We start from the raw sequence: 17373 nt of genomic DNA, 5'->3' as shown, positions 1-17373 counted from the left end.
GGTGACCTACAGGGATGTAGGTTACTAAACGCGTCTACACTCGAACCCTTCGCCTGAGGAAGTAGAGCCATGCGTTACGCATTCGTCCTGCTGGTTCTGTTGTTCGGCAGCGTCCAGGCTGTCGAACGGGTGCGTCTTACCAACGGCGAATGGCCGCCCTACCTCGGCGAAACCCTACCCCACCATGGCGTAGCCTCGCGCATCGTCGCCGAGGCGTTCGCGCTTCAGGGCGTCGAGGTGCAATGGGAATTTCATCCCTGGGCACGCTCACTGAAGATGGCCGAGCAAGGCCAGCGCGACGGCAGCGCCGTCTGGCTGTACAACCCGGAACGTGAACAGCGCTTCCATATCAGCGAACCGGTCGTCGAGAGCGGTTACTACCTGCTTCACCTCAAGGACCGGGCCTTCGACTGGGCCAACATCGAAGACCTGCGCGACCTGCGCATTGCCGGCACCCGCGGTTATGACTATGGCGAAGCCTTCCAGCGAGCAGAAGCTGCTGGCAAGTTCGAGGTGATGCGCCTGAACAGTGATGAACAGGGACTACGCCAATTACTCGCCGGACGCATCGATCTGTTTCCGGTGGACAAGGTGGTTGGTTTCGACCTGCTCTATCAGAAATTCAGCGCAGCCGAACGCCAGCGTCTGAGCTTTCATCACAAGCCGCTGCGCAGCGACAGCCTGCATCTGCTGCTGTCACGCGAGGTGGCCGGCAATGCCGAGCTGATGCAGCGTTTCAATCGCGGGCTTGCTCAGCTACGCGACAGCGGCAAGATTTCCCGATACCTGCTGGAGATCCAGCAGCCGCTAAGCCTCGGTCACTGACAGGGGAAACTCGATACGCACCCGCAGACCGTGCGGCCGTGCCTGATGCAGACTGATCCTGGCCTGATGGGCGCGACAGATCTCACCCACGATGGCCAGCCCGAGCCCCGCACCATTGCCCAGATTGCTGCGCCTGTAGAAGCGCTCGAAGACTTTCTCGTGCTCGGACTCGGGAATCCCCGGACCGTCATCCTCGACCTCCAGCACGGCAGGAGCCAGGGTGCGGATGATCAGGTTGCCACCGGCCGGCGTATGCGCCAGCGCGTTGTCGAGCAGGTTGTTCAGCAACTCGTTGAGCAACGTCAGGTCACCATCGATCCACACCGCCTGGTCAGCCTCCAGCGCCAGCGCGACACCACGGGCATGAGCCAGTGGCGCCATCGCCAGCCCCAGCTCACGAGCCAGTTGGCTGAGATCGATACGCTGCGCGCCGCCCTCGGTAATGGCTCGCGCGCCACTCTCGATACGCGCCAGCGACAGTAGCTGATTGGCCAGCAAGGTCAGGCGGTCGCCCTGCTGCGCCACCTGCTCCAGTGTGCTGCGCCATTCCTCCGGCTGCTCGGCGCGCAGGCCCAGGGTAATACGCGCCTTGAGCGCCGCCAGCGGCGTTCGCAATTCATGTGCGGCATCGGCAATGAACTGCGACTGGCGCTCGAACAGTCCCTGCAGACGCTGGTTGAACTGGTTCAGTGTTTCCACCAGCGGCAGCACCTCACGTGGCAGCCCGCCGTCCGGCAGCGGCTGCAGGTCATCGCTGGCCCGCTCAGCCACTTCCCGACGCAGCGCTTCCAGCGGCCGCAACGCCAGATTCACCGCCAACCACACCAGCAGCAGCGCGCTGACCGACAGCAACCCCATGCGCCACAAGGTACCGATCAACAGTTCGCGGGCCATGCGCTCGCGTGCACCCTGGGTTTCCGCCACGCGGATTTCGGCGATACCGTTTAGCTGCGGCTCGCTGACTGGCTGCAGAAAGCTGACCACGCGTACGCCCTGATTGCGGTATTCGGCATCGTAGAAATGCGCCAGCGCCGGATAATCATCGGTACGCGGCGTACCCGATGGCGGCGGCGGCAGATCCTCGTAGCCGGAAACCTGATTGCCCTGCAGATCGAGCACCTGGTAGTAGATGCGCCCAGCGCTATCGTAGGCGAAGGTATCCAGTGCCACATAAGGGATGTTGGCACGCAAACGACCGTCCTCCGCGTAGAGACCGTCAGCGACCGCGCGCGCCGATGCAAGCAGCGTGCGGTCATAGGCGGTATCGGCTGCACGGCGCGCGCTCCAGTAGGCGCTGACGCTACTCAGCAACAGGATCAGCGACAGCAGCAGCGCCAGACGCCGCAACAGACGTCCGCGCAGGCTGACGCCACGACTCATGCCTCGACCGCCTCCAGCAGGTAGCCGAGACCGCGGAAGGTGACGATGCGCACGGCGCTGCCCTCGAGCTTCTTGCGCAGGCGATGGATGTAGATCTCGATGGCATCCGGGCTGGCATCCTCGTCCAGGCCGAATACCTGCGCCGCCAGTTGTTCCTTGCTCATCACCCGCCCCGGCCTGGCGATCATCGCCTCCAGCACAGCCTGTTCACGGGCCGTGAGACTAAGAGCCTCGCCCTCGAGGCTGAAACGGCGGGCGCCCAGGTCGTAGACCAGATCGCCACAGCGCTGCAATTGCTCACCACCGAGCACGCTACGCCGCAGCAACGCCTTGACCCGCGCCTCCAGTTCGGTGAGTTCGAAAGGTTTGGCCAGGTAGTCATCAGCACCGAGATTGAGGCCATGGACGCGATCCTTGACCTCGCCACGCGCGGTCAACATCAGTACCGGCAGGGTCTGGCCACGGTCACGCAGGCGCGCAAGCACGGCAAATCCGTCCAGGCGTGGCAGGCCTATATCGAGAATCGCCAGCGCGTAGTCCTCGCTGGACAGTGCCAGATCAGCAGCGACGCCATCATGCAGCACATCCACCGTCCAGCCGGCACCTTTCAGCGCCTGGGCCACGCTCTCCGCCAATTGCGGATGGTCTTCGACCAGCAGAATCCGCACCGCCACCTCCAGCTGCAGCATCGTCAAAGGCGCGCAGTTTAGCGCCGCTACGGCTGCTGTGAATTGCTCAAATGCCAAAGCGGCAAACGAAACGGTATCCAGGCGACCTTGCCTGACCTTAATTGACCACGCCGGAAAAACTTTTTTCCATGAAAGCCTAGTGAAAGCTTGCCCACATAGCATCGTTAAAAGGTGGCTCGATCCACCTGCTCAAGCGACCTGACAGTGGTGTCAGGTGGCGACAAGAACAAAAACGGAGACCACATGATGCTCGCAGCCTCACGCCAGGCACTGCCGCCTGTACGCCTGCTTTGCCTGGCAATCGCCGCCACCGGCGCTGCCCCCCTCGCCAACGCCGCCTTCATCGAAGACAGCACCGCCAGCCTCACTGCCACCAACATCTACCTCAATCGGGATTTCCGCGAAAATCCGGGTCAGAACAAGCGTGAAGAATGGGGCCAGGGCTTTCGCCTGGACCTGCAGTCAGGCTACACCGAAGGCACTGTTGGCTTCGGTGTAGACGCCATGGGCCTGCTCGGTATCAAGCTCGATTCAGGCCGCGGTCGCACCGGTACCGACCTGCTGCCCGTTCACGACGATGGCCGCTCCGCTGACGAATTCAGCCGCCTGGGCCTGACGGCCAAGGTCAAGGTCTCCGCAACCGAACTGCGTTACGGCTCGCACGTGCCGGAACTGCCTGTAGTCAAGGCCAGCGACAGCCGCCTGCTGCCGCAGGTGTTCGAAGGTGGTCTGCTGACCTCTTCCGAGCTCGAAGGCCTGACCTTCACGGGCGGCCGCCTGGACAAGGTCATCGACCGCGCCTCCACCAACGAGGAGGACATGGTGCTCAACAGCAAGAACCGCCGCTTCGCCGGTGGCGTCAGCGCTGATCACCTGGACCTGGCCGGCTTCGACTACAAGTTCGCTCCCGGCTTCACCGGTCGTTACTACTTCGCCGATCTGGACGACATCTATCGCCAGCATTTTCTCGGCCTGCTGAGCAGCCACAAGGTCGGTGCCGGCACGCTCAGCAGCGACCTGCGCCTGATCTACAGCAGCGACAGCGGCGCGGCCAAGGCCGGCAAGGTCGACAACCGCGCCATCAACGCCATGGTCAGCTACGGCCTGGGTAACCACAAGTTCGGCCTGGGCTTCCAGGACATGAGCGGCGATACCGGCTTCGCCTACATCGATGGCAGCGATCCGTTCCTCATCAACTTCGTGCAGATCAACGACTTCGCCAACGCCGACGAGCGTTCCTGGCAGGCTCGCTACGATTACAACTTCGCCGGCCTGGGCGTTCCCGGCCTGACCTTCATGACCCGCTACATCCGCGGTGACGACGCACGCATCGCCGGCTCCGACGACCGTGGCGGCGAGTGGGAACGCGATATCGAATTCAAGTACGTGGTACAGAGCGGGCCGCTCAAGGACCTCTACGTACGCGTACGCAACGCCAGCTTCCGCTCCGACTTCGCCCGCGACGCGGACGAGAACCGTGTCATCGTCGGCTACACGCTGCCGATTTGGTAAACAACAACAAGACTCACGAGGAATCATTCATCATGAAATCCGTACTGACCCGCGCCGCACTGGCAACTGCCTGTCTGGCCTTTGCCGGCCAACTGCTGGCTGCCGAACCCAAGCGCCCCGAATGCATCGCTCCGGCCAAACCCGGCGGCGGCTTCGACCTGACCTGCAAACTGGCCCAGAGCGGCCTGAAAGACGAAGGCCTGCTCAAGGCGCCGATGCGCGTCACCTACATGCCGGGCGGCGTTGGCGCCGTGGCCTACAACGCCGTGGTCGCCCAGCGCGCCAAGGACCCGGGCACCATCACCGCCTTCTCCAGCGGTTCGCTGCTCAACCTGGCACAGGGCAAGTTCGGTCGTTATGACGAGAACGCCGTACGCTGGCTAGCCGCGGTCGGTACCGACTACGGCGCGATCACCGTGCGTGCCGACTCCCCGTACAAGAATCTCGATGACCTGGTTCAGGCCCTGAAGAAAGATCCGTCCAGCATCGTCTTCGGCGCCGGCGCCACCATCGGCGGCCAGGACTGGATGCAGACCGCGCTGATCGCCCGTCTGGCCGGGATCGAGCCGAAGAACCTGCGCTATGTTGCCTTCGAAGGCGGCGGTGAAACCCTCACCGCCATGCTCGGCGGCCATGTACAGGTCACCAGCAGCGGCCTGGGTGAAGTCACCCCGCAACTGGAAGCGAAGAAAGTGCGCATCCTCGCCGTGCTCTCCGACGAGCGTCTGCCGGGCAAGCTGGCCGACATCCCCACTGCCAAGGAGCAGGGCTACGACATCAGCTGGCCGGTAATCCGCGGCTTCTACATGGGCCCGGAAGTCAGCGACGAGCAGTTCAACTGGTGGAAACAGCAGTTCGACACCCTGCTGGCCAGCGAAGAGTTCGCCAAGCTGCGCGAACAACGCGACCTGTTGCCATTGTCGGTTACCGGTGATGACCTCGATACCCTGGTGCACAAGCAGGTTGCCGAGTACAAGGCCCTGGCCGGTGAATTCGGCCTGATGCAGGAATAAGTGCATCGACAGGTTCGGCGTCGCCCAACGCCGAACCTGTAGTTGAGCGCCTCGCCGCTCGATCCTGTCCCAACGCAAGAGACCACTGCTATGTACGTTCGCCTGTTCGCTGCGATCTGGCTGCTGTTGTGCGCCTTTCTCGCAGTCATCGCCTGGGGTTTCCAGGCACCCTTCGCCTACGACCCTGTCGGCCCGAGGGCCTATCCGCTGCTGCTGCTGGTACTGATGGCTGCTGGTGCCGCCTGGCTGATCTTCAAGCCGGGTCCGCAGACCGAGGCGCTCAGCCGCCAGGCGCTGCAGCGTGCAGGCCTGTGCATCCTGACCCTGTTGGCCTATGCCCTGCTCTTCGAACCCCTGGGCTTCGTCCTGAGTACCGCACTGGCTACCTTCGTTCTGGGCTTGCTGTTCACGGGTCGTGTGCTGCCGTGCCTGATTAGCGGCGTCCTGATGGGTGTGCTGCTGTATGCATTGTTCGATTATGCGCTAGACGTTCCGCTGCCACTGGGCGTGTTCGAAGCGTTGGTGGAGAGCTGAGATGGAAACATTACATTTTCTGATGCAGGGCTTTGACGTCGCCACCCGGCCGACCAACCTGCTGGTTGCCCTGTTCGGTGCCTTCGTTGGCACCATCGTCGGTCTGCTGCCGGGCCTGGGCCCGATCAACGGTGTCGCCCTGCTGCTGCCCTTGGCCTTCGCCCTTGGCCTGCCGCCGGAAACTGCACTGATTCTGCTCGCCGCCGTCTATCTGGGCTGCGAGTATGGCGGCCGTATTTCCGCCATTCTGCTCAACGTACCCGGCGATGCTGCCGCGGTGATGACCACCCTCGACGGCTACCCGCTGGCACGTCAGGGCAAGGCTGGCATCGCCCTGTCGCTGTCGGCAGTGAGCTCCTTCACCGGCAGCATGATCGCCACCTGCGGTGTGGTGCTGTTCGCGCCGATCCTGGCGAAATGGGCAGTGGCCTTCGGCCCGGCCGAATACTTCGTACTGATGATCTTCGCGATTGCCTGCCTCGGCGGCATGGTCGGCGACAAGCCGGTCAAGACCTTGCTCTCGGCCCTGATCGGCCTGGCACTGGCCACAGTCGGGGTCGACTCCACTACCGGGGTCTACCGCTTCACCTTCGACAGCGTCAGCCTGTCCGACGGTATCCAGTTCGTCATCGTGGTGATCGGCTTCTTCAGTGTCAGCGAAATTCTGCTGATGCTGGAAAACACCCACAACGGCCAGAAGGCCGTGAAGGCCAGCGGCCGTGTGCTGTTCAACTTCAAGGAATACTGCTTCACCTTCTGGACCATGATTCGCAGCTCGGTCGCCGGCTTCGTCATTGGCGTACTGCCGGGCGCCGGTGCGACCATCGCCAGCGCCATGACCTACATGACCGAGAAGCGCCTGGCTGGTGACAGCGGCAAGTTCGGCGACGGTGACCTGCGCGGCGTTGCGGCGCCTGAGTCGGCCAACAACGCTTCGGCCTGCGGCTCGCTGATCCCGATGCTGACCCTCGGCGTGCCGGGTTCGGGCACCACTGCCGTGATGATCGGTGCACTGACCCTGTACAACATCACGCCCGGCCCGCTGCTGTTCGAACAGCAGCCCGACGTTGTCTGGGGTCTGATCGCCTCGCTGTTCATCGGCAACATCATCCTGCTGGTGATGAACATTCCGCTGGTCGGCCTGTTCTCGCGCATGCTCAGCGTGCCGAACTGGGTGCTGGTGCCCGCCATCACCGTGATCAGCATGGTCGGTGTCTACGCGGTACACAGCACCACCTTCGACCTGGTATTGATGATCGCGCTTGGCGTGTTTGGCTACATCCTGCGCAAGCTGGATTTCCCACTCTCGGCCGTGATTCTCGGCTTCGTACTGGGTGAGATGATGGAGGACAACCTGCGTCGCGCGCTGTCGATCTCCGCTGGTGATCTGGGCATCCTCTGGGGCAGCCCGATCACCCTGGTACTGTGGGCGCTGGTAGCGCTGATGCTGGCCCTGCCGGGCATCCGCTGGATGCGTCGACGCAAGCAGATCAAGGCTGGGGCTGATGCCACTGCCGCGTGATCTTTGGGTAACGCCGCTAGCCGGAATGGTCGGCGGTTACCTGGCCAGCCTCGCCGGCTGGCCTTTGCCGTGGATGGTCGGTTCCTTGCTGGCGGTCATCGCCGTGCGCTGTCTGGCCGACCGCGCCTTCAGTGAACTGCCGGGCGGGCGCAAGGCCGGCCAGTGGCTGGTGGCGAGCGGTATCGGCCTGCATTTCACCAGCGATGTGCTGGAACAGATGCTCAGCCATCTGCCGGTCATCGTCATGGGCGCTCTCGGCACGCTTCTGCTCAGCCTGATCGGTATCGCCATCCTGCGCCGTGCCGGCGTTGACCGCGCGACCGCCTTCTTCGCCAGCATGCCCGGCGGTGCCAGCGAGATGGTCAACCTGGCCCTGCGTCACAACGCGCAACCCGCACGTGTCGCTGCGGCGCATAGCCTGCGCCTGCTGCTGGTGGTGCTGCTGATTCCGGCTTTGTTCACCTGGGGTCTGCCCGACGTCAGCGCACCACCTCGCGCCCACGTGGACTGGACCTGGCTGATCGGTCTGCTCGCTGCTGGTGCTGTGCTGGCGGTACTCTGGGGCCGCCTGAAACAACCCAACCCCTGGATGCTGGGTCCACTGGTCGCCTGCGCCGTGGCCAGTGCCAGCTTCGACCTGCATCTGGGCCTGCCGCAAGGCATGGGCCAGCTTGGCCAATGGCTGATCGGTAGCGCCCTGGGCTGTCATTTCGACCGCGCCTTCTTCCGCAACGCGCCGGGTTTTCTCGCCCGCGTGCTGCTATTCACTCTACTGGCCATGCTGGCTGCTGCCGCACTCGGCGAGGCGCTAGGCTGGTTGGCAGGTGAGGACCACCTGTCGCTGATGCTGGGCATGATGCCTGGCGGCATCACCGAGCTATGCCTGACCGCCGAGGCCTTGCAGTTGTCGGTGGCGCTGGTCACTGCCCTGCAGGTACTACGGCTGTTCCTGGTGATGTTCCTCGCCGAACCCTTATTCAAGCTCTGGTGCAAGAGCCACGCTTAGCCCGCCTGGTGCGGGCTTTTTTTATGCTTCCCAAAATGTACTCTGGGAGGCGCTTTCGGCTCTGGCATCCTGCTTCGCTCTAACTCCTGCATCCATGCAGTCGTAGCGGCGCAAAGCTCGCGGCTGAAGCCCCTCCCACGAGCGGAAGCTACCACTGCAGCTGCAATTCGCTCTGGTACTCCCGCACTTGACCACTTACCGGATCAGCAAAGAGTAAGCCGCGCGCCAGTAGTTTGAGCGGCTTGCTGTAGTCATCCGGCTGATTACGCGACTCCCGCAACTGCGGATAGAAATCGTCGCCGACGATAGGCGCGCCGAGCCCGGCCAGATGCACGCGCAGTTGATGCTTGCGCCCCGTCACCGGCGACAGGCCGTAACGCCACAGGTCGCCGCGACGCTCCAGCACCTCGATGCGCGTTTCGCTGTTGGCCTCGCCCGCGACTTCCTGCATGCGAAAGAACGGCTCACCCTCGACCATGCGCGAACGGTGCAGGTAGGGAAACTGCAACTGAGGTAGCGCCGGAGCAATGGCTTCGTAGCGTTTTTCCACCGCACGCTGGCGAAACAGTGCTTGATACTGGCCGCGACTGGCTGGATTGACCGAGAACAACACCAGACCGGCGGTGAGCCTGTCGATGCGATGGATCGGTACCAGGTCTGGATTGCCGGTGCGCTTGATCAGCCGCGCCAGCAGCGTCTGCTCGACGTATTCACCGGCCGGCATCACCGGCAGAAAATGCGGCTTGTCGGCAACCAACAGGTGCTCGTCCTGCCATAGCACCTGCTCGTCGAAGGGAATTGGCGTCTCGTTCGGAACTTCACGGAAATAGCGCACCTTGAGCCCGACCCGATAGGGATGCGTGGCATCGATGGGCGCACCGGCCGCATCCAGTACCCGACCGCGTGCCATACGCTGCAGCCAGGTGGTGCGATCAATGGCGGGAAAGTGATCGCACAGGCAGTCGAGTATCGTGGCCCAGTCGCCCTGTGGCAGATGAAGAGTACTGGGACGCATAACGGGGCTGGGCATTACAGACGCTGCTCGATCGGGTTCTGACGGGCGAATTAGGCCGTACTCGCAGGGCCCAGTCAAAGCAAACGGCTTGAGCCGAGGTCTCGCTGTGGCTATGGTGGCCGCTCGTATCTGGAGAGACCCATGTCCATCACCCGCTCCCTGCTTACCAGCGTCGCCCTACTTCCGCTTCTGGCCGCCTGCCAGGTCTATACCGGCAAATCGGAAGGCCCACCGCCGGCGACTCGCCTGCAAGGTCAAATTCAGGTCGAAAATGGTCAGCTGGTTTTCATGCCCTGTCAGGAACAGCGACGCTTCGTGCTGGTCGATGGCGATGGCACCGGTATCGAGCGGGAAGTCACGCAACTCGGCAGCGATGGCCAGGCCAGCCTGTTCGCCGACCTCGGCGGCCACCTTGGAGGCAGCCAGGGCAAAGGCAACGATGGTCGCTTCGAGGTCAGCCAGATCTATCGCCTGCAAGGGGAAGGACACGGCTGCGACGACCTCAACTTCAAACGTCTGGCCCTGCGCGCCAGCGGCAACGAGCCGTTTTGGCAAGTGGAGGTCGGCAGCAAGGGCCTGGTACTCAACCGCCCAGATCATGAGCCGCTGGCCCTGCCCTATCTGGAAGAACAGATGCCGGACGGCCGCCTCAACTTCAGCAGCGAAGCCAATGGTCAGCGCCTTGACCTGTGGGTCGCCCCGCAGCGTTGCGTCGATGGCATGAGCGGCGCGGTCAATCAGCTCAATGCCGAATTGCGCCTCGATGGTCAGGTGCTGCGTGGCTGCGCGCACTTCGGCGCCCTGCGTAACTGAACTCGCATGAACGGCGCACGGCACCGCCAAGCCGTGCGAGTGCCCCATCGGACTTCGGGCGAGACACCTCGCCCGTCTGACACCCGCTTCGCAGGGCCGCTCATCTGAACCCTGGCGCGAGACGAACACCAAGGATTTCTGCATGCCTCATCCCGCCTCAACGGCCCCCGACCAATCCGGCGTCTCACCCGCCGCGTGGTGGGCCGTCGTGTCACTCGCCCTTGGCGCCTTCGGGCTGGTGACCGCAGAGTTCCTGCCGATCAGCCTGCTCACCCCCATGGCGACCGAGCTGGGCGCCTCCAACGGCGTCGTAGGCCAGGCCATTACCGCTACGGCGGTGGTCGCGGCATTTGCCGGCCCATTCGTGGTGCTGGGTTCCGGCCGCCTTGATCGGCAGAAGATCGTCTGGGGCTTGATGGTGGTGCTGGTGCTTTCCAGCATCCTCTCGGCCTACGCCGAGACCGTCAGCGTCCTGCTGATTGCACGCGGCATGCTGGGCTTCGCCCTTGGCAGCTTCTGGGCCATGATGACCGCACTGGCCCTGCGCCTGGTGCCGCCCGACAAGGTGCCGAAGGCCATCTCGATCATCCTCATGGGCATTTCCTTCGCCACGGTGTTCGCCGCCCCGCTGGGGGCCTTCCTCGGCGACCTGTGGGGCTGGCGCATGACCTTCCTCGCTGCATCCGGCATTGGCGTGGCGGCGCTGGCAATCCAGATGCTGACCTTGCCCAGACTGCCGGCGGCCGCTGCACCGGGGTTGGCTTCGTTCAGGACAGCCTTGTCGCGTCGCGCGGTAGTAATCGGCCTCGTCACGGGGTTGCTGGTCATTTCCGGGCACTTCGCCGCGCTGACCTTCATCCGCCCCTTTCTCGAAGAGGTGCCGCGCCTGGACGTCGCCACCGTGTCTCTGACCTTGCTGGCATTCGGTGTCTGCGGTTTTTTCGGCAACCTGATCGGAGGCGTAGTTGCCGCGCGCAGCCCAGCCTGGGCCGTGGCCAGTTGCTCGCTGCTGATCACCATCGTGGCGCTCGCATTGGTGCTATTCGGCACCGAGGTGAACATCGCGTTCGTGGCAACCGCGCTTTGGGGCTTCGCCTTTGGCGCCTTCCCGGTGTCGATATCGGTTTGGAATGCGCGGGCAGCTGCCGATCACGCCGAAAGCGCGGGCGCACTGCTGTCCTCGACCTTCCAGGTGGCCATTGCCGCAGGGGCGGTGCTGGGCGGACTGATTATCGACGGCTTCGGCGCAAAGGCGGTGATTCTCTATGCCGCTGTGGCAACCCTGGCCGGCGCTGCCCTGATGTTCGCACGCGGCCGTGCCCTGGAGGAACGCTGAGCACGACGGCTCGGTTCGGCGGTGCTTGTGAATGGCCTACTCTCAACCGTGCGCCGCAAGCGTGGTGAACGGCGCCGCGGCCCCTTTCGTACCCTGAATCCCGTACAATCGCGGCCCTTCTTCACCTTGCCGGATCACCACCGGCCAACCAGGACACTGCCATGCTTCGCCTGACCGAACTGAAACTGCCCCTAGACCATGCTGACGAGGCCCTGCGCCCGGCCATCGTGCAACGCCTGGGCATTGCCGATACCGACCTGCTGACCTTCAGCGTGTTCAAGCGCAGCTACGATGCGCGCAAGAAGTACGGCGACATGCCGTTCATCTACACCATCGACTGCGAAGTAAAAGACGAAGCAGCGCTGCTGGCGCGCCTGAATGACGATAAGCATGTCGGCCCGGCACCGGACATCGCCTACAAGCCGGTAGGCCAGGCCGAGACGCCGCTGGACGAACGCCCTATCGTGGTCGGTTTCGGCCCCTGCGGCATCTTCGCCGCGCTGATCCTGGCCCAGGCCGGTCTGCGTCCCATCGTCCTGGAACGCGGCAAGGAAGTGCGCCAGCGCACCAAGGACACCTGGGGCCTGTGGCGCAAGAACGTGCTCGACCCAACCTCCAACGTCCAGTTCGGCGAAGGCGGTGCGGGCACATTCTCCGACGGCAAGCTGTACAGTCAGATCAAGGATCCCAACCATTACGGGCGCAAGGTACTGGAAGAGTTCGTCAAGGCCGGCGCGCCGGACGAGATCCTCTACGTCAGCAAGCCACATATCGGCACCTTCCGCCTGACCGGCGTGGTCGCCACCATGCGCGAGGAAATCAAGGCTCTCGGCGGCGAGGTGCGCTTCCAGCAACGCGTCAACGACCTGCTCATCGAAGACGGCCAGCTCACCGGCGTGGTGCTGGAGAATGGTGAGCAACTGCTCAGCCGTCATGTCGTGCTGGCCCTCGGCCACAGCGCGCGCGACACCTTCCGCATGCTCCATGCCCGTGGCGTGTACCTGGAAGCCAAGCCCTTCTCGGTGGGTTTCCGCATCGAACACCCGCAGTCGCTGATCGACCGCGCGCGCCTGGGCAAATATGCCGGCCATCCGAAACTGGGCGCTGCCGACTACAAACTGGTGCACCACGCCAGCAACGGCCGCTCGGTCTACAGCTTCTGCATGTGCCCGGGCGGCACCGTGGTCGCCGCCACCTCCGAGCCGGAGCGCGTGGTCACCAACGGCATGAGCCAGTACTCACGCAACGAGCGCAACGCCAACGCCGGCATCGTCGTCGGCATCACCCCCGAGCAGGACTACCCAGGCGGCCCGCTGGCCGGCGTTGAGCTGCAGGAACGTCTGGAGTCGCGCGCCTACGTGCTCGGCGGACGCAACTACGAGGCGCCGGGGCAACTGGTGGGCGACTTCATCAAGGGCAAGCCGTCCACCGCTCTGGGCGAGGTACAGCCGTCCTACAAGCCAGGGGTGAAGCTGGGTGATCTGGCGCCGTCGCTGCCGGACTTCGCCATCGAAGCCATCCGCGAGGCACTGCCGGCCTTCGGCAGGCAGATCAAGGGCTTCGATCTGGCCGATGCGGTGCTCACCGGCATCGAGACACGTACCTCCTCGCCAGTGCGGATCACCCGTGGCGACGACCTGCAAAGCCTGAACCTCAAGGGCCTGTATCCAGCCGGCGAAGGCGCAGGTTATGCCGGTGGCATTCTTTCGGCCGGGGTCGACGGCATCCGTGTGGCCGAGGCTGTGATCAAGGGCATGTTGGGTTGAATTCTAAGCGGCGCAGTCCGGCCGGGCGTCATCGACCTGGCCGGGCCTTCTGAAGCGAAGCAGCAGCACCAGCAATGGCATCGCCAGCACCAACGTACCGCCCCCAACCACCAGCAGGCTGCGATATGGCATGCTGGCGAAGGCATTGGCCCAGAATGCCGTCCAAAGCAGCATGCAACTGCCAAAACCGATCAGACCGCTACGCCGGCTACGGCAACCGAGCATCCAGGCAGCATTGCCCAGCGCAAGAGCGCCGAAGAGATACAACGAGTGGTTTAGTTGTAGGCCATAACTGATATCGCGGCGAACGCTGCCGAAAATCTGTCGATAGGCCTCGAAAGCGCTGTGGTAAAGCACAAACGCCAGCAGAATCTGCACGCCAACCAGCAAAGCCACGGCCAGCAGTCGCGGGATCATTGCCTGACCCGCAGACAGCACAGCGTCGAACGCCCCGAACCATGGGGGCGCCGGGCTGGGTCGGCATAGGTCAGCAGCTCACTGAAGCCGGCCTTGCGCATCATCCCCGCCGATGCGGCATTCTCCTCGTGGCGATCGATATAGACGTCGCACACGTTCCGACGCCATAAGTCCTGCACCGCCTCCGTGAGCAGATGAGCACCAATTCCGAGACCCGCGCAGTCGCGGTGCACTACCGCCTCACAGATATAGCCATGCACCTGCCCGGCACGCGCCGCAGGTTGATGATCCGCGAAATCCTGCGTCAGGCGATAGCTGACGAACCCCAATAGTAACCCTTGCTCCTCGGCCAATACCGCCAGCGTCGCGTTCGTCGCAATACCCTGCAGGTGCTGGCGAACCTCGACCTCGGGCAGATGATTCCAGGGGTTGGGCCCGTGCTCGAGAATCAGCGCGCAAAGCGCTTCGATATCCTCGGCAACAGCCTGACGAATGACCAGCTCGCTCATGCTCCCAACTCCCCTGAACTTGATTTCAGGGCGCAGTCTAGGGCGGGCAATTGCCTGGCGACAGTGACAGCCAGGCACGAGAAATACCTGACAGTGACTCAGTGATCATCGTCCCACGGCTGGCCGCGGGTCTTCTCGGTCAGCTCGACCTTCTGCTGCATCGCCGCCTTGGACAGGATGTGCGCACTGACCGGCGCAGTGAGGAACAGGAACAGCGTGATCAGCAGCTCATGCAAGCTGAGGCTGCCGGTGTGGTGAGCGAAGAACAACATCGAGGCGATCAGCGTACCGCCGACTCCCAGCGTGGTGGCCTTGGTCGGACCATGCAGACGGGTAAAGAAATCCGGCAGGCGATACAGCCCGATGGCACCGACCAGGGCGAACAGACTGCCCAGGATCAGGCAGGCGCAAATCAACAGTTCCAGCCAGAACGGCATGGTCATTCCCCCTTAATCGATGATGTCGCCGTGCAGCAGGTGTTTACCCACCGCGACCGTGCCGACGAAACCCATCACTGCGATCAGCAGTGCAGCTTCGAAGAACAGATCCGACGCCAGCCAGATACCGAACAGCACGATCAGCGCCAGCGCGTTGATGTACAGGGTATCCAGGGCCAGAACGCGATCCACCACGCTAGGTCCTTCGACCAGGCGCGCGACATTGAGCAGCATGGCCAGCGTGAGGATGCCCATGCACAGAAAGACTACGTTCTCGAGCATTCGAAAATCTCCAGCAGCGGCTTCTCGTAGCGACTCTTGACCTCGGCGATCAGCTCGTCGCGATCCGGCACGTTGAGCCCGTGCAGCAGCAGTGTCTTGTGGTCGGAGCTGAGGCCGGCAGAGACAGTGCCAGGCGTCAGCGAGATGATGCAGGCCAGGGTCGACAGGACGAACTCGTCTTCTATCTCCACCGGTACCTCGACGAATGCCGGCTCAAGGCGCGACTTCGGGCCGAGCACCAGCTTAACCACCTGCAGGTTGGCCACCACGATGTCGTAGAACACCTTGCCGATGAACAGCAGCAGCCCGATGGGCTTGCGCACCCTCGGCACGGTTAGCAGGAAGTCGCCGCACAGGTGCACGATCGACCACCCCAGAAATAGCCCGAGCAGGATATGCCCCAGGTTGAGGGTGTTGACCAGCAGCAGCCAAAGCACCGCCAGCACCAGCATCATCCGCGGGTGGGGGAACAAACGCCTCATGCCGCACCTCCGGCAATGATCGACAGATAGGGTTGCAGATCGAGCAATTGCGCCGCAGCCGCCTCCAGATACGCCAGGATCGGCTTGGCCGCGATCAGCAGCAGCGGGCTGGCCAGCAACAGGCCCAGCGCCGCCAGCAGGCTGATACGATCCGCCGGCTCGGCCTTGGACGGTGACGCGTCCGCGCCATGGCCCAGCCAGAACAGGCTGGTACCGGCGCGACTCAGCGCCACCAGGGTCAACAGACCGCCGATCAGCACTACCGGCCATAGGCTCCAGGCCTGCCAACCCGGCTCGGCCGCTCGCAGCAGCAACATCTTGCCGAGGAAGCCAGAGAATGGCGGCAGCCCGGCCACGGAAATGGATGCGAAGAAGAACATGCAACCCAGCACCAGCGGCTGGCGCAGCACGCGCTCCTGCTGCAGATCACCGCCGGCGCTGTCGCGCTGGGCGACTACCAGCCCGGCCAGCAGGAACAATGCTCCGCTGATCAGCGTGCTGTGCAGCATGTAGTAGAGCGCCGCACTCAGCGCCGCGGCATTGCCGATGGCGAAGCCGGCCAGCAGAGTGCCCACCGAAATCACCACCAGATAAGCCAGCAACGCCTGCAGCTGTCGCGCACCCAGGGCGCCGATCACGCCAAAGGCAATGGTCGGCAGTGCCAGCCACCAAAGCAGTTCATGACCGAGATTGGCCAGCGGCCCGGCCTGCTCGCCGAATATCAGGGTGAACACACGGACGATGGCGTAGAAGCCAACCTTGGTCATGATCGCGAACAAGGCGGCCACCGAGGCGGGCGCCGAAGCGTAGGCACGCGGCAGCCAGAAGCACAGCGGCAACACCGCGGCCTTGAGACCGAAGACGATCAGCAGCAGATAGGCCGCAGCCCTGATCAACGGTGCATCGGCGACATTGGCACTGGCTACGCGCGCCGCCAGGTCCGGCATGTTCAGGGTGCCGGTCAGGCCGTACAACAGGCTGACACCGATCAGGAAGAACGACGAGCCCAACAGGTTGAGCACCACGTAGTGCACACCCGCCTTGACCTGATTGGCACGATTGCCATGCAGCAACAACGCATAGGAAGAGATCAGCAGGATCTCGAAGAATACGAACAGGTTGAACAGGTCAGCGGTGAGGAACGCACCGTTGATGCCGAGCAGTTGGAACTGGAACAGCGCATGGAAATTCGGCCCACGCTCGTCGTCGCCACGACAGGCGTAGATCAGCGCCAGGCTGGCCAGGAGCGCGGTAACCAATAGCAGTGCAGCATTAAAGCGGTCGAGCAGCAGCATGATGCCGAACGGCGCCACCCAGTTACCCAGGGCATAGACCTGCAACTGCCCTGCCCCGGCCAGCACGACCAGGTACAGACACACCGGCAGCAACGCCACGCAGCCCACCAGGGAGATGCCCCGTTTGACCTCGCGCGACCAGCCGTGACCGACCAGCAGCAGCGCGCCGAAGAACAGCGGCAGGAGAATAGGGAGGATGATGGCGTGACTCATGCGCGCGGCTCCTCGCCATCGACGTGATCGGTTTTCAGCTCGCCCAGCCCGCGCAGGGCCAGCACCACGACGAAGGCGGTCATGGCAAAGCCGATGACGATTGCGGTCAGCACCAGCGCCTGCGGCAGCGGGTCACCGTACTCGGCGCTCTTGCCGATCACCGCCGGCACGCCCGTACCGAGGCGCCCCATGGCGAAGATGAACAAATTGACCGCATAGGAGATCAGGGTAAGCCCCATCACCACCGGGAAGATCCGCGCGCGCAGCAGCAGGTACACGCCGCTGGCCGTCAGCACCCCGAGGGTGATTGCGAATAATGCCTCCATA

General features: G+C 63.5%; 19 protein-coding genes. 9 read left to right on the top strand and 10 right to left on the bottom strand.

From position 1 onward, the window contains the following. Positions 1-69 precede the first annotated feature (69 nt). Positions 70-825, top strand: a complete 756-nt coding sequence (locus tag EL191_RS07675; protein ID WP_041977798.1) for a substrate-binding periplasmic protein — start codon at positions 70-72, stop codon at positions 823-825. On the opposite strand, the gene EL191_RS07670 is transcribed toward EL191_RS07675, so the two are convergent. Both EL191_RS07670 and EL191_RS07665 read right to left on the bottom strand, forming a co-directional pair. Beyond that, a complete protein-coding gene (locus EL191_RS07670; RefSeq protein ID WP_041977796.1) occupies positions 808-2205 on the bottom strand; it encodes a sensor histidine kinase in 1398 nt (465 codons plus the stop codon). The genes EL191_RS07675 and EL191_RS07670 overlap by 18 nt on opposite strands. After that, a complete protein-coding gene (locus EL191_RS07665; protein ID WP_013714651.1) occupies positions 2202-2894 on the bottom strand; it encodes a response regulator in 693 nt (230 codons plus the stop codon). The genes EL191_RS07670 and EL191_RS07665 overlap by 4 nt, the downstream gene beginning before the upstream one ends. Before the next feature lie 246 nt (positions 2895-3140). On the opposite strand from EL191_RS07665, the gene EL191_RS07660 reads away from it, so the two are divergent. From EL191_RS07660 to EL191_RS07640, 5 genes are all read left to right on the top strand, one after another. Next, the gene (locus EL191_RS07660; protein ID WP_041978180.1) at positions 3141-4406 is read left to right on the top strand and encodes an OprD family porin; all 1266 of its coding nucleotides are present in this window, start codon (positions 3141-3143) and stop codon (positions 4404-4406) included. Positions 4407-4438: 32 nt separating this feature from the next. Continuing rightward, complete coding sequence (locus tag EL191_RS07655) at positions 4439-5419, top strand: Bug family tripartite tricarboxylate transporter substrate binding protein (protein ID WP_013714649.1); 981 nt, start codon at positions 4439-4441, stop codon at positions 5417-5419. A 90-nt stretch (positions 5420-5509) separates the two neighbouring features. Beyond that, the gene (locus tag EL191_RS07650) at positions 5510-5953 is read left to right on the top strand and encodes a tripartite tricarboxylate transporter TctB family protein (protein WP_017361630.1); all 444 of its coding nucleotides are present in this window, start codon (positions 5510-5512) and stop codon (positions 5951-5953) included. Position 5954: 1 nt separating this feature from the next. Continuing rightward, a complete protein-coding gene (locus tag EL191_RS07645) occupies positions 5955-7475 on the top strand; it encodes a tripartite tricarboxylate transporter permease (RefSeq protein WP_013714647.1) in 1521 nt (506 codons plus the stop codon). Next, positions 7459-8481, top strand: coding sequence for an AbrB family transcriptional regulator (locus tag EL191_RS07640; RefSeq protein ID WP_041977794.1), 1023 nt, complete (start codon positions 7459-7461; stop codon positions 8479-8481). Before EL191_RS07645 ends, EL191_RS07640 begins: the two co-directional genes overlap by 17 nt. A 148-nt stretch (positions 8482-8629) precedes the next feature. Here the strand turns inward: EL191_RS07640 and EL191_RS07635 are convergent, their stop codons facing one another. Beyond that, positions 8630-9511 carry an RluA family pseudouridine synthase gene (locus EL191_RS07635; protein ID WP_041977792.1) on the bottom strand — a complete coding sequence of 294 codons (882 nt, stop codon included), beginning with the start codon at positions 9509-9511 and terminating at the stop codon, positions 8630-8632. Positions 9512-9637: 126 nt separating this feature from the next. Here EL191_RS07635 and EL191_RS07630 point away from each other — a divergent pair, with 126 nt between their 5' ends. The 3 genes from EL191_RS07630 to EL191_RS07620 all read left to right on the top strand — a co-directional run bounded on the left by EL191_RS07630 (position 9638) and on the right by EL191_RS07620 (position 13411). Continuing rightward, on the top strand, positions 9638-10309 hold the full coding sequence (locus EL191_RS07630) for a COG3650 family protein (protein WP_041977789.1): 672 nt from the start codon (positions 9638-9640) through the stop codon (positions 10307-10309). A gap of 208 nt (positions 10310-10517) precedes the next feature. Beyond that, positions 10518-11645 carry an MFS transporter gene (locus EL191_RS07625; protein ID WP_013714643.1) on the top strand — a complete coding sequence of 376 codons (1128 nt, stop codon included), beginning with the start codon at positions 10518-10520 and terminating at the stop codon, positions 11643-11645. A gap of 161 nt (positions 11646-11806) precedes the next feature. Next, positions 11807-13411, top strand: coding sequence for an NAD(P)/FAD-dependent oxidoreductase (locus EL191_RS07620; protein ID WP_017361635.1), 1605 nt, complete (start codon positions 11807-11809; stop codon positions 13409-13411). A 3-nt stretch (positions 13412-13414) separates the two neighbouring features. On the opposite strand, the gene EL191_RS07615 is transcribed toward EL191_RS07620, so the two are convergent. The 7 genes from EL191_RS07615 to EL191_RS07585 form a co-directional block, all read right to left on the bottom strand. Then, the gene (locus tag EL191_RS07615; RefSeq protein ID WP_041977785.1) at positions 13415-13828 is read right to left on the bottom strand and encodes a hypothetical protein; all 414 of its coding nucleotides are present in this window, start codon (positions 13826-13828) and stop codon (positions 13415-13417) included. After that, the gene (locus EL191_RS07610) at positions 13825-14337 is read right to left on the bottom strand and encodes a GNAT family N-acetyltransferase (protein WP_041977783.1); all 513 of its coding nucleotides are present in this window, start codon (positions 14335-14337) and stop codon (positions 13825-13827) included. The genes EL191_RS07615 and EL191_RS07610 overlap by 4 nt, the downstream gene beginning before the upstream one ends. Positions 14338-14435: 98 nt before the next feature. Further along, a complete protein-coding gene (locus tag EL191_RS07605; RefSeq protein WP_041978177.1) occupies positions 14436-14774 on the bottom strand; it encodes a Na+/H+ antiporter subunit G in 339 nt (112 codons plus the stop codon). A 12-nt stretch (positions 14775-14786) separates the two neighbouring features. After that, positions 14787-15056 (bottom strand): K+/H+ antiporter subunit F, encoded by a 270-nt coding sequence (locus tag EL191_RS07600; protein WP_013714638.1) that lies wholly within the window; start codon positions 15054-15056, stop codon positions 14787-14789. Beyond that, on the bottom strand, positions 15041-15538 hold the full coding sequence (locus tag EL191_RS07595) for a Na+/H+ antiporter subunit E (RefSeq protein WP_013714637.1): 498 nt from the start codon (positions 15536-15538) through the stop codon (positions 15041-15043). The genes EL191_RS07600 and EL191_RS07595 overlap by 16 nt, the downstream gene beginning before the upstream one ends. After that, entirely contained in the window at positions 15535-17046 is a 1512-nt protein-coding gene (locus EL191_RS07590; RefSeq protein WP_041977779.1) for a monovalent cation/H+ antiporter subunit D, read from the bottom strand. Before EL191_RS07590 ends, EL191_RS07595 begins: the two co-directional genes overlap by 4 nt. Further along, on the bottom strand, positions 17043-17372 hold the full coding sequence (locus EL191_RS07585; RefSeq protein WP_013714635.1) for a Na+/H+ antiporter subunit C: 330 nt from the start codon (positions 17370-17372) through the stop codon (positions 17043-17045). Before EL191_RS07585 ends, EL191_RS07590 begins: the two co-directional genes overlap by 4 nt. Position 17373: the final 1 nt, after the last annotated feature.

Origin of the sequence: Pseudomonas mendocina, from assembly GCF_900636545.1 — a bacterium.
Lineage (GTDB): Bacteria > Pseudomonadota > Gammaproteobacteria > Pseudomonadales > Pseudomonadaceae > Aquipseudomonas > Aquipseudomonas mendocina.
This window is presented reverse-complemented; position numbering and strand designations above follow the sequence as displayed.

What these genes read in the sequence shown, in the direction of transcription:
- EL191_RS07675 (WP_041977798.1), top strand. Translation starts at nt 70, where the DNA reads ATGCGTTACGCATTCGTCCTGCTGGTTCTGTTGTTCGGCAGCGTCCAG.
- EL191_RS07670 (WP_041977796.1), bottom strand. Translation starts at nt 2,205, where the DNA reads ATGAGTCGTGGCGTCAGCCTGCGCGGACGTCTGTTGCGGCGTCTGGCG.
- EL191_RS07665 (WP_013714651.1), bottom strand. Translation starts at nt 2,894, where the DNA reads ATGCTGCAGCTGGAGGTGGCGGTGCGGATTCTGCTGGTCGAAGACCAT.
- EL191_RS07660 (WP_041978180.1), top strand. Translation starts at nt 3,141, where the DNA reads ATGCTCGCAGCCTCACGCCAGGCACTGCCGCCTGTACGCCTGCTTTGC.
- EL191_RS07655 (WP_013714649.1), top strand. Translation starts at nt 4,439, where the DNA reads ATGAAATCCGTACTGACCCGCGCCGCACTGGCAACTGCCTGTCTGGCC.
- EL191_RS07650 (WP_017361630.1), top strand. Translation starts at nt 5,510, where the DNA reads ATGTACGTTCGCCTGTTCGCTGCGATCTGGCTGCTGTTGTGCGCCTTT.
- EL191_RS07645 (WP_013714647.1), top strand. Translation starts at nt 5,955, where the DNA reads ATGGAAACATTACATTTTCTGATGCAGGGCTTTGACGTCGCCACCCGG.
- EL191_RS07640 (WP_041977794.1), top strand. Translation starts at nt 7,459, where the DNA reads ATGCCACTGCCGCGTGATCTTTGGGTAACGCCGCTAGCCGGAATGGTC.
- EL191_RS07635 (WP_041977792.1), bottom strand. Translation starts at nt 9,511, where the DNA reads ATGCCCAGCCCCGTTATGCGTCCCAGTACTCTTCATCTGCCACAGGGC.
- EL191_RS07630 (WP_041977789.1), top strand. Translation starts at nt 9,638, where the DNA reads ATGTCCATCACCCGCTCCCTGCTTACCAGCGTCGCCCTACTTCCGCTT.
- EL191_RS07620 (WP_017361635.1), top strand. Translation starts at nt 11,807, where the DNA reads ATGCTTCGCCTGACCGAACTGAAACTGCCCCTAGACCATGCTGACGAG.
- EL191_RS07615 (WP_041977785.1), bottom strand. Translation starts at nt 13,828, where the DNA reads ATGATCCCGCGACTGCTGGCCGTGGCTTTGCTGGTTGGCGTGCAGATT.
- EL191_RS07610 (WP_041977783.1), bottom strand. Translation starts at nt 14,337, where the DNA reads ATGAGCGAGCTGGTCATTCGTCAGGCTGTTGCCGAGGATATCGAAGCG.
- EL191_RS07605 (WP_041978177.1), bottom strand. Translation starts at nt 14,774, where the DNA reads ATGCCGTTCTGGCTGGAACTGTTGATTTGCGCCTGCCTGATCCTGGGC.
- EL191_RS07600 (WP_013714638.1), bottom strand. Translation starts at nt 15,056, where the DNA reads ATGCTCGAGAACGTAGTCTTTCTGTGCATGGGCATCCTCACGCTGGCC.
- EL191_RS07595 (WP_013714637.1), bottom strand. Translation starts at nt 15,538, where the DNA reads ATGAGGCGTTTGTTCCCCCACCCGCGGATGATGCTGGTGCTGGCGGTG.
- EL191_RS07590 (WP_041977779.1), bottom strand. Translation starts at nt 17,046, where the DNA reads ATGAGTCACGCCATCATCCTCCCTATTCTCCTGCCGCTGTTCTTCGGC.
- EL191_RS07585 (WP_013714635.1), bottom strand. Translation starts at nt 17,372, where the DNA reads ATGGAGGCATTATTCGCAATCACCCTCGGGGTGCTGACGGCCAGCGGC.